Genomic DNA, 15,630 nt, shown 5'->3' with positions numbered 1-15,630 from the left:
CAATCGTGCCAATGTTAACATGCGGCTTATTTCTCTCAAACTTGCCTTTCGCCATTTTCGGCTCTCCATTTCTTCAGGCCCGTGTGGGACCGATTTCCTTGTTTGTCGCCCGATCCGCAATCAGGCGTATTTTTCCTGAATTTCCTGCGCCACATTGTTCGGAACAGCAGCGTAGTGGTCGAACTGCATCGTATACTGGGCACGGCCCTGGGACATCGAGCGCAGATTGTCGACATATTTGAACATGTTCGCGAGCGGCACATGGGCATTGATGACCACGGCGATGCCGCGCACTTCCTGTCCCTGGATCTGGCCACGGCGGGAGTTCAGGTCACCGATGACGTCGCCCACATATTCCTCAGGCGTGACGACCTCGACCTTCATGATCGGCTCGAGAAGCTGAGCACCGGCCTTCTGGGCGCCCTCGCGGAATGCCGCGCGCGACGCGATCTCGAAGGCGAGCACCGAGGAGTCGACGTCGTGGTAGGCGCCGTCGATCAGGGTTGCCTTGACGCCGAGCATCGGGAAGCCAGCCAGCGGACCGGAGGACAGAACGCTTTCGATACCCTTCTGAACGCCGGGGATATATTCCTTCGGAACAGCACCGCCGACGATCTTGGAAACGAACTCGAACTCTTCGCCTTCCGGATTGGGTTCGAAGATGATCTTGACGCGGGCGAACTGACCCGAACCACCCGACTGCTTCTTGTGGGTGTAGTCCACTTCAGCTTCCCGGGTGATGGTTTCGCGGTAAGCGACCTGCGGCGCACCGATATTCGCCTCGACCTTGAATTCACGCTTCATGCGGTCGACCAGGATGTCGAGGTGAAGCTCGCCCATGCCGGCGATGATGGTCTGACCGGATTCCTCGTCCGACTTGACGCGGAAGGAGGGATCCTCGGCGGCGAGACGGTTGAGCGCGATGCCCATTTTCTCCTGGTCGCCCTTGGTCTTCGGCTCGATGGCGATCTGAATGACCGGCTCCGGGAACTCCATGCGTTCAAGAATGACCGGCTTCAGCGGATCGCAGAGCGTGTCGCCGGTCGTGGTTTCCTTCAGGCCGGCCAGAGCAACGATGTCGCCGGCATAAGCAACGTCAATGTCTTCGCGGCTGTTCGAATGCATCTGGAGCATGCGACCGATGCGCTCGCGCTTTTCCTTCACCGTATTCATGACCGAGGAACCCTTTTCGATGGATCCGGAATAAATACGGGCGAAGGTGAGCGAGCCGACAAACGGGTCGTTCATGACCTTGAAGGCGAGCATGGAAAGCGGCTCGGCATCGTCTGCCTTACGGCTGATCTCTTCTTCCGTCTTGACGTCGATGCCCTTGATGGCGGGAATATCGACCGGGCTCGGGAGATAGTCAACGACGGCGTCGAGCAGCGGCTGAACGCCCTTGTTCTTGAACGCGCTGCCGCAGAACATCGGATAGAAATCGACGTTGATCGTCCCCTGACGAACGAGCGCGCGGATCTCGTCATTGGTGGGCATATTGCCTTCCAGATACGATTCCATCGCCGCTTCGTCGATCTCGACAACGGTCTCGATCAGCTTCTCGCGATATTCCTCGGCCTGATCCTTCAGGTCGTCCGGAATTTCCACGACATCCCACTGGGCGCCGAGCGACTCGTCACGCCAGACAAGCGCGTTCATCTCGATCAGGTCGACGACGCCCTTGAAGTCGCTTTCCGCGCCGATCGGAAGCTGCATGACAACCGGCGTGGCGCCAAGGCGCGAACCGACCATCTCGACCGACCGGAAGAAGTCGGCGCCGATCTTGTCCATCTTGTTGCAGAAGATCATGCGCGGAACGTTGTACTTGTCGGCCTGACGCCAGACCGTCTCGGTCTGCGGCTCGACACCGGCATTGGCATCGAGGAGCGCCACGGCGCCGTCGAGAACACGCAGCGAACGCTCGACCTCAATGGTGAAGTCCACGTGTCCGGGCGTGTCGATGATGTTGAAGCGGCGCATATTGCCGTCGCGACCTTTCCAGAAGGTGGTCGTCGCGGCAGAGGTGATCGTGATGCCACGCTCCTGCTCCTGCTCCATCCAGTCCATCGTGGCGGCGCCGTCATGGACTTCGCCGATCTTGTGCGACTTGCCCGTGTAATACAGGATGCGCTCGGTCGTCGTCGTCTTGCCGGCGTCGATATGCGCCATGATGCCGAAATTCCGGTAGTCCTCAATTGCGTATTCGCGGGCCATGTCAGTGCCTTTCAATGCAAATGTCGTGTGCGACGCTTACCAGCGATAATGGGAGAAGGCGCGGTTGGCGTCGGCCATCTTGTGCGTGTCTTCACGTTTCTTGACCGCGCTGCCGCGATTGTTGGCAGCATCCATGAGTTCGCCGGACAGGCGCTCGACCATGGTGGACTCGTTACGGCTGCGGGCAGCGCTGATCAGCCAGCGGATCGCAAGCGCCTGACGGCGCTCGGGGCGCACATCGACCGGCACCTGATAGGTGGCGCCGCCAACGCGGCGGGAGCGAACCTCGACCTGCGGCGCGACGTTCTCAAGAGCGGAATGGAATGTGCCGACCGGCTCCTGCTTGGTCTTTTCCTTGATGACATCGAAGGCACCGTAGACGATGCTCTCGGCCACGGACTTCTTGCCATCGAGCATGATGGCGTTCATGAATTTCGTGATCACCAGATCGCCGAATTTCGGATCCGGATTGATCTCACGTTTCTCTGCTCTGTGACGTCGGGACATGCTTTTGTCTCTCAACTACCGTCGGATGCGAGACGCCCCTGCGCCACGATCCGAACTGATTTCCTATTTCGGACGTTTGGCGCCGTATTTCGAGCGGCGTTGCTTGCGGTCTTTCACACCCTGGGTGTCGAGCACGCCGCGGATAATGTGATAACGCACGCCCGGAAGGTCCTTCACGCGACCGCCGCGGATCATCACCACGGAGTGCTCCTGAAGGTTGTGGCCTTCACCCGGGATATAACCAATGACCTCGAAGCCGTTGGTCAAACGGACCTTGGCAACCTTGCGCAGCGCCGAGTTCGGCTTCTTCGGGGTCGTCGTGTAGACGCGGGTGCACACACCACGCTTCTGCGGGTTGGCCTCAAGAGCCGGAACCTTGTTTCGCTTCACCGGCACCTGGCGCGGTTTGCGGATCAACTGGTTTACGGTAGGCATTCAACCTTCCTTTTAAACAAAACCTTCAATGCTCTCGCGAGCGCTCCCGCACGCCGATTCCATGCGCAAAACGGGCAAATCCGCGCCAAGGCGGCTTGCCCTCAATCCGGCAGAGGACACGATGAACCGTGTCGTGCATGCAGCATTTAATCAACGTGCTATAAGAACCGTGTCTGAGGCGAACTTCAGGACGAGTCATCCCGAACCAGCCAGCCTCACATCAGCTCTGGTGGCCGCTAGATACTTATTTGGCCCGATGCCGTCAAGTGCCTTGCGGAAAATATCTCCACCATGATCTTCATACCCGTCGAATTGGGAGAAATCAGGGCGTCGCGGGCGTTCCGAAAGCGGCGCAGGTTGCAAATCCGACGCCGAGGGCGCAGAAGGGATCGACGTGCCCTGCCCGACCACCGGGAATCAGCCAATTCGTTCAAAGGACATCGCGACCATGAGTACATCGGATTACGAGGACGGCGAAGCCCGAACGGTATTTGTCATCATCGGCCGCGCCTTTGAACAAAAAGGCGGCGAAGCCATCGACCTGCACATCATGCTCTCGGCTCCGGATGACGATACGGCTGTCCGCAATGCCCTCAATGCCCTGGCGCAGGAAGGCTATGAGGAGGCCGAACTCGATCAGATCGGTGTGCTTGACGGAATGCCCGACGAGGAGCCCCATGCCTCGGCCTTTCAGGGCGCCATGGAAGGCGAAATCGCCATCATCACGCTTTAGCGCCGCATCGCAGGGCATGAAAAACCCCGGCCAGTTCGCACCGGCCGGGGTTTTCCGTTTACGCGGTCGTCAGGCCTAATCGCCTGCCGCGACCTTCTCGGCCTCGGCGGAGAGATCGGCGAGCATCGGCCCGGCATCCTCGATACCGGACGTCTTTCTGCGCTCTTCCAGGATCAGGTCATCGCGCGACGTTGCGATGCGATGGATCTGGTTCATCGCGCCGCCCGTGCCTGCCGGAATGAGCCGGCCGACGATGACGTTTTCCTTCAGGCCCTGCAGCGCGTCCATCTTGCCGGCAACGGCCGCTTCGGTCAGAACCTTGGTGGTCTCCTGGAAGGAGGCGGCCGAGATGAAGGACGGCGTCTGCAGCGATGCCTTGGTGATGCCCAGAAGCACCGGATCCCCGACCGCCGGCTTCTTGCCTTCTTCGGCAAGACGCTCATTGGCGATGTCGAGCTCGATGCGGTCGACATTGTCGCCGACGATGTAGGCCGAATCCCCGGCATCGGTGATTTCAACCTTCTGCAGCATCTGGCGGACAATCACCTCGATGTGCTTGTCGTTGATGACAACGCCCTGGAGGCGGTAGACCTCCTGGATCTCGTTGACGAGATAGGATGCCAGCGCCTCGACGCCCTTGATGGCGAGGATATCGTGCGGGGCCGGATTGCCGTCGAGAATATAATCGCCCTTCTCAATGGCATCGCCATCCTGAAGATGGAACGGCTTGCCCTTCGGGATCAGATATTCGACGGGCTCGGCGCCCTCCTCATGCGGCTCGATCATGATGCGACGCTTGTTCTTGTAGTCGCGGCCGAAACGGATGGTGCCGTCGATCTCCGCGATGATCGCGTGATCCTTCGGCCGGCGCGCCTCGAACAGCTCGGCAACACGCGGCAGGCCGCCGGTGATGTCCTTGGTCTTGGCGCTTTCCATCGGAACACGGGCAAGAACATCGCCCTCGGACACTTTGGAACCGGGTTCGACCGACAGGATCGCATCAACGGAAAGCAGGAACTTGGCCTCGCCGCCACGGCTGAGCTTGGCCACCTTGCCTTTCTTGTCCTTGATGACGATTGCCGGCTTGAGATCGGCGCCGCGCGGCGTCGAACGCCAGTCGATGACCTGGCGCTTGGTGATGCCGGTGGTCTCATCGGTCGCTTCCGATACCGAAACGCCATCGACGACGTCTTCGAATTCAACCGTTCCGGCGACTTCCGTCATCATCGGGCGGGTATACGGGTCCCACTCGGCCAGACGTTGGCCGCGTTTGACCTCATCACCGTCGTCGACGAATATCCGCGAACCGTAGGCGACACGCTGCGAGGAGCGCTCCACATCCTGTTCGTCGAGGATCTGGATCGACATGCTGCGTCCCATGGCAACGAGGTTGCCTTCGGAGTTGCGCAGGATGTTGCGGTTCTTGATGCGGACCTTGCCCTCATAGGAGGCTTCCAGGAACGACTGGTCGACCACGGTCGCCGTGCCGCCAAGGTGGAAGGTACGCATGGTGAGCTGCGTGCCCGGCTCGCCGATCGACTGAGCGGCGATGACACCGACGGCCTCGCCGATATTGACCGGCGTACCGCGGGCCAGATCGCGGCCGTAGCATGTGGCGCACACGCCGCTCTGAACCTCACAGGTCAAAGCCGAACGGATTTTCACCGACTGGACATTGGCCGCTTCGATGGCCGTCACGTCCGCTTCCTCGATCATCGTTCCGGCTGCGACCAGAACATCGCCGGTCTGAGGATGAACGACATCCTCAAGCGCCGTGCGTCCGAGAACGCGCTGACCGATAGAGGCGACGACCTGACCGGCATCAACGATGGCGGTCATCGTCAGGCCGTTCCCGGTGCCGCAATCGATTTGCGTCACGATGCAGTCTTGGGCGACATCGACCAGACGCCGTGTCAGGTAACCGGAGTTGGCGGTCTTCAGGGCGGTGTCTGCGAGACCCTTACGGGCACCGTGGGTCGAGTTGAAGTACTCGTTCACGGTCAGGCCTTCCTTGAAGTTCGAGGTGATCGGCGTTTCGATGATCTCGCCGGACGGCTTGGCCATCAGGCCACGCATGCCGCCAAGCTGGCGCATCTGGTTCGGCGAACCGCGGGCGCCGGAATGGCTCATCATGTAGATGGAGTTCATCGGCTTCTGACGGCCGTCATCGTCGAATTCCACCGCCTTGATGCGGCCCATCATCTCGTCGGCAACCTTCTCGGTCGCCTTGCCCCAGGCATCGACAACCTTGTTGTACTTCTCGCCCTGGGTGATCAGGCCGTCATTGTACTGTTGCTCATATTCCTTGACGAGCATTTCGGTGTCGCTGACGATCTTGGCCTTGGCGGCCGGGATCACCATGTCGTCCTTGCCGAAGGAAATGCCGGCGCGGCAGGCGTGGCCGAAGCCAAGCTGCATGATGCGGTCACAGAAGATAACCGTCTCTTTCTGGCCGCAGTGGCGGTAGACCGTGTCGATCATCTTGGAGATGTTCTTCTTGGTCATTTCCTGGTTGCAGATGTCGAACGGCACGTTCGCATTGCGCGGCAGCAGCTCGCCGATGATCATGCGGCCCGGCGTCGTGTCGTGGATCATGGAGACTTCATTGCCTTCCTCATCCACGGTCTTGAAGCGGCCCTTGATCTTGGCGTGCAGCGTGACGACCTTGTTCTCAAGCGCGTGATGCAACTCGCCCATATCGGCAAAGACCATGCCCTCGCCCGGCTCGTTCTCATTGACGATCGAGAGGTAATAGAGGCCGAGAACCATGTCCTGGGACGGCACGATGATCGGTGCGCCGTTGGCCGGATGCAGGATGTTGTTGGTCGACATCATCAGCACGCGGGCTTCAAGCTGCGCTTCCAGCGACAGCGGTACGTGAACCGCCATCTGGTCGCCATCAAAGTCGGCATTGAAGGCCGTGCAGACCAGCGGATGGAGCTGGATCGCCTTGCCCTCGACCAGAACCGGTTCGAAGGCCTGAATGCCAAGCCGGTGCAAGGTCGGCGCGCGATTGAGGAGAACCGGGTGCTCGCGGATCACCTCGTCAAGGATATCCCAGACTTCGGGCTTTTCCTTCTCGACCAGTTTCTTGGCCTGTTTGACGGTGGACGAATAGCCCTTCGCGTCAAGGCGGGCATAGATGAACGGCTTGAACAGTTCCAGCGCCATCTTCTTCGGCAGGCCGCACTGGTGCAGCTTCAGCTCCGGGCCGGTCACGATGACCGAGCGGCCGGAATAATCCACGCGCTTGCCGAGCAGGTTCTGACGGAAGCGGCCCTGTTTGCCCTTGAGCATGTCGGAGAGCGACTTCAGCGGACGCTTGTTGGCGCCGGTGATGACGCGGCCGCGACGGCCATTGTCGAACAGCGCGTCAACAGATTCCTGCAGCATGCGCTTTTCGTTGCGGATGATGATCCCCGGCGCGCGCAGCTCGATCAGCCGCTTGAGGCGGTTGTTCCGGTTGATGACGCGGCGGTAGAGATCGTTCAGGTCCGACGTCGCGAACCGGCCGCCATCGAGCGGCACCAGCGGACGAAGATCCGGCGGGATGACGGGAACGACCTTGAGGATCATCCATTCGGGGCGATTGCCGGATTCGATGAAGTTCTCGACCAGCTTGAGCCGCTTCATAAGCTTCTTGGTCTTCAGTTCAGAAGACGTCGCCGCAAGCTCATCGCGAAGATCGACGGCGATCTTTTCAAGATCCATTGCCGCCAGAAGTTCGAAGATCGCCTCGGCGCCGATCATGGCGGTGAAGGCATCCTCGCCGAATTCGTCGACGGCCAGCATATAGTCTTCTTCCGACAGAAGCTGGTTTTCCTTCAGCGACGTCAGGCCCGGCTCGGTGACGATGTAGTTCTCGAAATAAAGGACGCGCTCGATGTCCTTCAGGGTCATGTCGAGCAGCGTGCCGATGCGGCTCGGCAGCGACTTGAGGAACCAGATATGCGCAACGGGCGCTGCCAGTTCGATATGGCCCATGCGTTCGCGGCGCACCCGCGACAGCGTGACCTCGACGCCGCACTTCTCGCAGATGATGCCTTTGTACTTCATGCGCTTGTATTTGCCGCAAAGACATTCGTAGTCCTTGATCGGACCGAAGATACGCGCACAAAAGAGGCCGTCACGCTCGGGCTTGAACGTACGGTAGTTGATTGTCTCCGGCTTCTTGATCTCGCCGTAGGACCAGGAGAGTATCTTCTCCGGCGATGCAATCGATATCCGGATGGAATCGAACGTCTGCACCGGAGTCTGCGGATTGAAAAGGTTCATGACCTCTTGGTTCATGCCTGTCTCCTTCGTGGGGCCTGGCCCCTTTTGGGCGGTTTGCGACCCAGCCTGCCTTGCCGCCTTCCGCCTGAAATAGTCTGCCGCCTTGAATGCCGTCCCGCGCCTTTGGCCTCGATGCGGGGCAGCGCGCCGGTTCCGGCGCGCCGCATAGTTTATTCAGCCGCGTCCGGCAGCTGTTCCGCGTCCTGATCCATCTCCGGATCGACGCGGGTGTTTTCCAGTTCGACGTTAAGGCCAAGCGAACGCATTTCCTTGACGAGAACGTTGAAGCTCTCCGGAATGCCGGCCTCGAACGTATCGTCGCCGCGGACGATCGCCTCGTAGACCTTCGTGCGTCCGGCCACGTCGTCGGATTTCACCGTCAGCATTTCCTGCAGGGTGTAGGCCGCGCCGTAGGCTTCGAGGGCCCAGACCTCCATCTCGCCGAAGCGCTGACCGCCGAACTGGGCCTTGCCGCCCAGCGGCTGCTGCGTGACAAGCGAGTACGGACCGATCGAACGGGCGTGGATCTTGTCGTCGACAAGGTGGTTGAGCTTCAGCATATAGATGTAGCCAACCGTGACCTGCCGGTCGAACTCTTCACCCGTGCGCCCGTCATAGAGCGTCGACTGACCGGATTCCTGCAGCCCGGCCTTTGTCAGCATCTCGTTGACGTCGGCTTCGACAGCGCCGTCGAAGACCGGCGTCGCGATGGACACGCCGCGCTTGGTCTGTTCGGCCAGGCGGACGATGGAATCGTCGTCATATTTGGAGACCGGCTCACCTTTCGGACCGGCTCCGATCACATCGTCAATGGTCGCGCGCAGGGGCTTGATATTGCCGCCGCCCTTATAGGCGTCGAGCATCTCGCCGATGCGCTGGCCCATGCCGGCACAGGCCCATCCCAGATGGGTCTCGAGGATCTGTCCGACATTCATGCGCGACGGCACGCCAAGCGGGTTGAGCACGATGTCGACATGGGTGCCGTCCTCGAGGAACGGCATGTCCTCGATCGGCACGATGCGCGAAATCACGCCCTTGTTGCCGTGACGGCCGGCCATCTTGTCGCCGGGCTGCACCTTGCGCTTCACGGCAACGAAGACCTTGACCATCTTCATGACGCCCGGAGGCATCTCGTCGCCGCGCTGGACCTTTTCGACCTTGTCCATGAAGCGCTGCTCCAGCCGCTTCTTGGATTCGTCATACTGGGCGCGCAACGCTTCGATCTCGCCCTGGAGCTTTTCATTGTCGACAGCGAACATCCACCACTGCGAGCGGGGATATTCCTGCATGACCTCGGCGCCGAGCTTGGTGCCCTTCTTGAAGCCCTTGGGCCCGGCCACCGCCTTCTTGCCAGAAAGCATGTCGGACAGCCGGCCATAGACGTTGCGGTCGAGGATCGCCTGTTCGTCGTCGCGGTCCTTCGCCAGACGCTCGATTTCCTCGCGCTCGATCGCCATCGCACGCTCGTCTTTTTCCACGCCATGGCGGTTGAAGACGCGCACTTCGACAACGGTGCCGAAAGTTCCGGGCGGCATGCGCATGGATGTGTCGCGCACGTCCGACGCCTTCTCGCCGAAGATGGCCCGCAGGAGCTTTTCTTCCGGCGTCATCGGGCTCTCGCCCTTCGGCGTGATCTTGCCGACCAGAATGTCGCCGGGCGAGACTTCCGCGCCGATATAGACGATGCCTGCCTCGTCGAGGTTCTTCAGCGCCTCTTCCGATACGTTCGGAATATCGCGCGTGATCTCTTCCGGGCCGAGCTTGGTGTCGCGCGCCATGACCTCGAACTCGTCGATGTGGATCGAGGTGAAGACATCGTCGCGGACGATACGCTCGGAAAGAAGGATCGAGTCCTCGTAGTTGTAGCCGTTCCAGGGCATGAAGGCGACGAGCACGTTGCGGCCGAGCGCCAGATCGCCGAGATCCGTCGACGGTCCGTCGGCGATGATATCGCCCTTCTGGATCTGGTCGCCGACATTCACGAGCGGACGCTGGTTGATGCACGTGTTCTGGTTCGAACGCTGGAACTTCTGCAGCGTGTAGATGTCGACGCCCGATTTGGACGGATCAAGTTCCTCGGTCGCACGAATAACGATACGCGTCGCGTCCACCTGATCGACCACACCCGTGCGGTGGGCCGCAATGGCGGCACCGGAATCGCGGGCAACGACCGGCTCCATGCCGGTTCCGACGAAGGGCGCTTCGGCGCGCACCAGCGGCACGGCCTGACGCTGCATGTTCGATCCCATAAGCGCGCGGTTGGCGTCGTCATTCTCAAGGAACGGAATGAGCGCGGCGGCAACGGAAACGAGCTGTTTCGGCGAAACGTCCATCAGTTCGATGGAGTCGCGCGGCGCCAGCATCACATCGCCGGCATAGCGGCAGACGACAAATTCCTCGGCAAAGGAGCCGTCCTTGTTGAGCGTCGCATTGGCCTGGGCGACATGATATTTCGCCTCTTCCATTGCCGACAGATACATGACGTCATTGGTGACCTTGCCTTTGACGATGCGCCGGTACGGGCTTTCGATGAAGCCGTATTTGTTGACCCGGGCAAAGGTCGCCAGCGAGTTGATCAGGCCGATATTCGGGCCTTCCGGCGTCTCGATCGGACAGATGCGGCCATAGTGCGTCGGGTGCACGTCGCGCACCTCGAAGCCGGCGCGCTCGCGGGTCAGGCCACCCGGTCCAAGTGCCGAAAGGCGGCGCTTGTGGGTAATTTCCGACAGCGGGTTCACCTGGTCCATGAACTGCGAGAGCTGCGAGGACCCGAAAAACTCGCGCACCGCCGCGGCGGCCGGCTTGGCGTTGATCAGATCCTGCGGCATGACCGTGTCGATCTCGATGGACGACATGCGCTCCTTGATGGCACGCTCCATGCGCAGCAGACCGAGACGGTACTGGTTTTCCATCAGCTCGCCGACGGAACGCACACGACGGTTTCCGAGATTGTCGATGTCGTCAATCTCGCCCGTGCCGTCGCGCAGCTCAACCAGGGTCTTGACCACAGCGAGGATATCTTCCTTGCGCAGAACGCGAACCGTATCCTCGGCGTCGAGATCAAGACGCATGTTCATCTTGACGCGACCGACGGAGGAAAGGTCGTAACGCTCGGGATCGAAGAACAGCGAGGTGAACATCGCCTCGGCCGATTCCATGGTCGGCGGCTCGCCCGGGCGCATGACCCGGTATATGTCGAACAATGCGTCCTGGCGGTTCTCGTTCTTGTCGGCAGCCAGCGTATTGCGGATGTAGCCGCCCACGTTCACGTGGTCGATGTCGAGAACCGGAATTTCCTCGAAGCCCGCCTCGATCAGCACCGGCAGCGTCTTCTCGTCCAGTTCGTCACCGGCTTCGAGGTAAATCTCGCCGGTTTCCATATTGACGATGTCACGCGCCAGATAGGAGCCGTAAAGATCTTCATCGGTGCATTTCAGCGCCTTGACGCCCTTTTCGTCGAGCTGACGAAGGAAACGCGGGGTCAGCTTCTTGCCGGCTTCGGCGATAACCTCGCCGCTGTCGGCATCGATCAGGTCCGCGATGGCCTTCGTGCCCTTCAGCACGTCCGGCTGGAAGGGAATGCGCCAGCCCTCGCCCTCGCGGGTGTAGGTCGAATGGCTGTAGAACGTATCGAGGATATCCTCCGGATCCATGCCGAGCGCCATAAGGAGCGATGTGGCCGGGATCTTGCGGCGGCGGTCGATGCGGGCATGCACGATGTCCTTGGCGTCGAACTCGATGTCGAGCCAGGAACCGCGATAGGGAATGACGCGGGCGGCGAAAAGCAATTTGCCGGAGGAGTGGCTCTTGCCCTTGTCGTGATCGAAGAACACGCCCGGCGAGCGGTGCATCTGGGACACGATGACCCGTTCCGTGCCGTTGACGATGAACGTGCCGTTGTCGGTCATCAGCGGCATGTCGCCCATATAGACGTTCTGCTCCTTGATGTCCTTGATGGACTTCGCGCCGGTGTCCTCGTCGATATCGAAGACGATCAGGCGCAGCGTCACCTTCAGGGGCGCCGCATAGGTCAGATCGCGCTGACGGCACTCCTCAACATCGAATTTCGGCGGTTCGAATTCATAGGATACGAATTCGAGCATCGAGGCGCCGGAAAAATCCGAAATCGGGAAGACGGATTTGAATACCGCCTGAAGACCCTCATCCGGACGACCGCCCTCAGGCTCGTCAATCATTAAAAACTGGTCGTAGGATGCCTTCTGAACCTCAATAAGGTTCGGCATCTCGGCGACCTCGGGGATTTTCCCAAAAAACTTGCGTACGCGCCTGCGACCGTTAAACGAAAGGGTCTGAGCCATCGTCGCTCCTTGTGTTTTGCATCCGGGCCTGCAACTGACGAAGCCTCTGGCCAGGGGGCTTCGAATAAAGGGTCTTTGAGAACCCATTACCCAAGAGCCGTTTTCGGGCGCTTGGGTAATCGGTCCAACAGTCAGACAGCACCGAAGGCGGAGCCGATCGACGGCTCCGCCCCGACACGGTCAAACCGCTTATTTGAGCTCGACTTTGGCGCCAGCCTCTTCGAGCTTCGTCCTGATCTCCTCGGCTTCGGCCTTGGCAACGCCTTCCTTGACCGGCTTCGGAGCGCCTTCAACGAGGTCCTTGGCTTCTTTCAGGCCAAGACCCGTGATGGCACGGACTTCCTTGATGACGTTGATTTTCTTGTCGCCGGCTTCGGTCAGAACAACGTCAAACTCGTCCTTTTCTTCGGCAGCGGCAGCGTCGCCACCACCTGCAGCAGCGGCGGCAACGGCCACCGGTGCGGCAGCAGAAACGCCCCAATGCTCTTCGAGCATCTTGGACAGCTCCGCAGCTTCCAGGACAGTCAGGTTCGAAAGGTCTTCAACGATCTTTGCAAGATCAGCCATAATCTAGTTTCCTTACACGTTCGGTTCGAACTGGTATGAACAGCGAAGTTCCGCCTAGGCGGCTTCGTCCTTCCGGGCATAAGCGTTGACAACGCGCGCAAGCTGGCCGGCCGGTGCGCCGACAACCTGTGCGATGCGTGTCGCCGGCGTGTTGATCATGCCGACAATCTTCGCACGCAGCTCGTCAATGGACGGCAGCGAGGCCAGCGCCTTCACACCGTTCACGTCGAGTTCCGTTGCTCCCATCGCTCCGCCGAGGACCACGAGGTTGTCATGGGTCTTGGCGAAATCGACGGCCACTTTCGGAGCTGTTACAGGATCATCGCTGTAGGCGATGACGGTCTGTCCCTGGAAAAGATGGGTAATCCCTTCCGACTCCGTGCCCTGAAGAGCAATTTTGACCAGGCGGTTCTTCGCGACTTTGACGGTGCCTCCGGCTTCACGCATCCGCGAGCGAAGATCGCTCATCTGCGCAACCGAAAGACCGGCATAGTGGGCCACGACGATGGAACCGGTGGTCTTGAAGACCTCGTTCATAGCCGTGACGAATTCGCGTTTTTCCGCTCTTTCCACTGCCACTCTCCAGTTGACAGGCCCATTCACGGTGCCTGCCGGGTTTTGCCTTGCCGCCCGGGGCCATTTGCGACCCGCAAGCGACGCTTGAGGATCCTGTCCCCTCGCGCCGGGCCGTATCGGCCGACACAAGGCAAAGAAGGCTCGAACCGAATGCCGTGCGCACAGCGCATGAATTTCGGATCTTACCTGTCTCATGCGGGCCGGATGATTAAGGCGAACCACCCACAATCTCGGACAGGAGTTCCGGACTTTCAGGTCCGGAATTTTCCGGCCCGAAGGCCGGAAAACGCGTCAGGCCGGCAAGAGCCGGCCAGTTTCCGTTCAGCGTCAGGCGGATGCCAGGCTGGACGGATCAATCTTCACGCCGGCGCCCATGGTGGACGAAATCGCGACGCGCTTGACATAATTGCCCTTCGCGCCGCTCGGCTTGGCTTTGACAACGGCATCGGCAAAGGCGCGAACATTTTCTTCAATCGCCTTCTCGTCAAACGAGGCCTTGCCGACGCCGGCATGCACGATACCGGCCTTTTCGACACGGAACTCCACCGCGCCGCCTTTTGAGGCATTTACCGCAGCGGCAATATCGGCGGTCACGGTTCCGACCTTCGGATTGGGCATCATGCCGCGCGGGCCGAGCACCTTGCCGAGACGGCCGACCAGCGGCATCATGTCGGGCGTTGCAATGCAGCGGTCGAAATCGATCTCTCCGCCCTGTACCTTTTCCACCAGCTCTTCCGCGCCGACAACATCGGCGCCGGCGGCCTTGGCTTCTTCTGCTTTCGCATCGCGCGCAAAGACGGCAACGCGGACCGACCGTCCCGTCCCGTTCGGCAGATTGACGACGCCGCGAACCATCTGATCCGCGTGGCGCGGGTCGACGCCGAGATTCATCGCCACTTCGATTGTCTCATCGAACTTGGCGGTGGCACGTTCCTTGACCAGCGATACGGCCTCGCTCAGATCGTAAAGCCTTGTCGGCTCGATGCCGTCGCGGACCTTCTGTGTACGTTTTGCAAGTTTGACCATTGTCTTATCCCGTCACTTCCAGTCCCATGGAGCGGGCGGAACCCTCGACCATGGCCATTGCGCCCTCGACGTCAGCGGCGTTCAGATCCTGCATCTTTGCTTCGGCAATGGTGCGCACCTGCGCCTTGGTGATGGAGCCTGCCGTTGTGCGGCCCGGTTCGCTGGAACCGGATTTCAGCTTCGCTTCCTTCTTCAGGTAGTAGCTGACAGGCGGCTGCTTCATCGTGAAGGTGAAGGACTTGTCCTGATAATAGGTGATCACGCACGGGATCGGCGCGTTTCTCTCCATCTCCTGCGTGGCCGCATTGAAGGCCTTGCAGAATTCCATGATGTTGATGCCGCGCTGACCAAGCGCAGGACCGATCGGCGGCGACGGATTCGCGGCGCCTGCCGGGACCTGCAGCTTGAGCTGACCTGCAACTTTCTTAGCCATTTCTCACTCTGCCTTTACATGAGGAACCGCCGGAGCGGTCCGTTTCAATGTCTCCGGTCCGGCACAGCCGAAGCTGCGATCCGGGCCGGCTGCCGGTCTGTCCGGCGGCTGCGGTTGCGTGGTTCGACAAAAAGGCCGGCTATGCCTCTTACATCTCCCACGCGGGGCGCAGGTTTCCCTGCCGACACTCAGACCTTCTCGACCTGAGCGTATTCCAGTTCGACCGGCGTCGCCCGACCGAAGATGGAAACCTCCACCTTGAGCCGCGAACGCTCCTCGTCGACTTCCTGCACGGTGCCCGAGAAGGATGCGAACGGACCGTCCGATACACGGATCTGCTCGCCGATCTCGAAGGATATGGAAGGCTTCGGCCGGTCGACGCCTTCCTGCACCTGCGTCAAAATCTGTTCGGCCTCGGAGTCAGGTATCGGCACCGGCTTGTTGTCGGAGCCCAGGAAACCCGTCACCTTCGGCGTATTCTTGATGAGGTGGTAAGCCTCATCGGTCAGATCGGCTACCGCGCCCGCGGCGGCGAAGGCGGCAACCCA

11 protein-coding genes are annotated in these 15,630 nt (G+C 60.4%); 1 reads left to right on the top strand and 10 read right to left on the bottom strand.

The window, feature by feature from the left end; all coding sequences use genetic code 11:
* Positions 1-120: 120 nt before the first annotated feature.
* The 3 genes from fusA to rpsL form a co-directional block, all read right to left on the bottom strand.
* On the bottom strand, positions 121-2,211 hold the full coding sequence (gene fusA / locus AC5E6N_RS13775) for an elongation factor G (protein WP_491748343.1): 2,091 nt from the start codon (positions 2,209-2,211) through the stop codon (positions 121-123).
* Between the two features lie 36 nt (positions 2,212-2,247).
* Positions 2,248-2,718 carry a 30S ribosomal protein S7 gene (rpsG, locus tag AC5E6N_RS13770; RefSeq protein ID WP_491748342.1) on the bottom strand — a complete coding sequence of 157 codons (471 nt, stop codon included), beginning with the start codon at positions 2,716-2,718 and terminating at the stop codon, positions 2,248-2,250.
* Positions 2,719-2,781: 63 nt separating this feature from the next.
* Entirely contained in the window at positions 2,782-3,153 is a 372-nt protein-coding gene (rpsL, locus tag AC5E6N_RS13765) for a 30S ribosomal protein S12 (protein WP_491748341.1), read from the bottom strand.
* Positions 3,154-3,601: 448 nt separating this feature from the next.
* On the opposite strand from rpsL, the gene AC5E6N_RS13760 reads away from it, so the two are divergent.
* Complete coding sequence (locus AC5E6N_RS13760; RefSeq protein WP_491748340.1) at positions 3,602-3,886, top strand: transcriptional regulator; 285 nt, start codon at positions 3,602-3,604, stop codon at positions 3,884-3,886.
* 75 nt (positions 3,887-3,961) lie between these two features.
* Here the strand turns inward: AC5E6N_RS13760 and rpoC are convergent, their stop codons facing one another.
* The 7 genes from rpoC to nusG all read right to left on the bottom strand — a co-directional run.
* The gene (rpoC, locus tag AC5E6N_RS13755) at positions 3,962-8,176 is read right to left on the bottom strand and encodes a DNA-directed RNA polymerase subunit beta' (protein WP_491748339.1); all 4,215 of its coding nucleotides are present in this window, start codon (positions 8,174-8,176) and stop codon (positions 3,962-3,964) included.
* Between the two features lie 155 nt (positions 8,177-8,331).
* A complete protein-coding gene (rpoB, locus tag AC5E6N_RS13750) occupies positions 8,332-12,480 on the bottom strand; it encodes a DNA-directed RNA polymerase subunit beta (RefSeq protein ID WP_491748338.1) in 4,149 nt (1,382 codons plus the stop codon).
* A gap of 189 nt (positions 12,481-12,669) precedes the next feature.
* Positions 12,670-13,047, bottom strand: coding sequence for a 50S ribosomal protein L7/L12 (rplL, locus tag AC5E6N_RS13745; protein ID WP_491748337.1), 378 nt, complete (start codon positions 13,045-13,047; stop codon positions 12,670-12,672).
* A gap of 54 nt (positions 13,048-13,101) precedes the next feature.
* Positions 13,102-13,620, bottom strand: coding sequence for a 50S ribosomal protein L10 (rplJ, locus tag AC5E6N_RS13740; protein WP_491691856.1), 519 nt, complete (start codon positions 13,618-13,620; stop codon positions 13,102-13,104).
* Between the two features lie 330 nt (positions 13,621-13,950).
* Positions 13,951-14,649, bottom strand: a complete 699-nt coding sequence (rplA, locus tag AC5E6N_RS13735; RefSeq protein WP_491748336.1) for a 50S ribosomal protein L1 — start codon at positions 14,647-14,649, stop codon at positions 13,951-13,953.
* A 4-nt stretch (positions 14,650-14,653) separates the two neighbouring features.
* Positions 14,654-15,082 carry a 50S ribosomal protein L11 gene (gene rplK, locus AC5E6N_RS13730; RefSeq protein ID WP_491748335.1) on the bottom strand — a complete coding sequence of 143 codons (429 nt, stop codon included), beginning with the start codon at positions 15,080-15,082 and terminating at the stop codon, positions 14,654-14,656.
* Positions 15,083-15,270: 188 nt separating this feature from the next.
* Positions 15,271-15,630, bottom strand: a 360-nt coding sequence (nusG, locus tag AC5E6N_RS13725; RefSeq protein WP_491748334.1) for a transcription termination/antitermination protein NusG, incomplete at its 5' end; no start/stop codon positions are given.

The organism is Hoeflea sp. (genome assembly GCF_984452065.1).
The sequence above is the reverse complement of the archived record's forward strand: the minus strand, read 5'-3'. Positions and strand labels throughout refer to the sequence as shown.

Excerpts from the sequence above, each read along its gene's own strand:
- AC5E6N_RS13760 (WP_491748340.1), top strand. The coding sequence starts at position 3,602 with ATGAGTACATCGGATTACGAGGACGGCGAAGCCCGAACGGTATTTGTC.
- rpoC (WP_491748339.1), bottom strand. The coding sequence starts at position 8,176 with ATGAACCAAGAGGTCATGAACCTTTTCAATCCGCAGACTCCGGTGCAG.
- rplA (WP_491748336.1), bottom strand. The coding sequence starts at position 14,649 with ATGGTCAAACTTGCAAAACGTACACAGAAGGTCCGCGACGGCATCGAG.
- rplK (WP_491748335.1), bottom strand. The coding sequence starts at position 15,082 with ATGGCTAAGAAAGTTGCAGGTCAGCTCAAGCTGCAGGTCCCGGCAGGC.
- rplL (WP_491748337.1), bottom strand. The coding sequence starts at position 13,047 with ATGGCTGATCTTGCAAAGATCGTTGAAGACCTTTCGAACCTGACTGTC.
- fusA (WP_491748343.1), bottom strand. The coding sequence starts at position 2,211 with ATGGCCCGCGAATACGCAATTGAGGACTACCGGAATTTCGGCATCATG.
- rpsL (WP_491748341.1), bottom strand. The coding sequence starts at position 3,153 with ATGCCTACCGTAAACCAGTTGATCCGCAAACCGCGCCAGGTGCCGGTG.
- rpoB (WP_491748338.1), bottom strand. The coding sequence starts at position 12,480 with ATGGCTCAGACCCTTTCGTTTAACGGTCGCAGGCGCGTACGCAAGTTT.
- rpsG (WP_491748342.1), bottom strand. The coding sequence starts at position 2,718 with ATGTCCCGACGTCACAGAGCAGAGAAACGTGAGATCAATCCGGATCCG.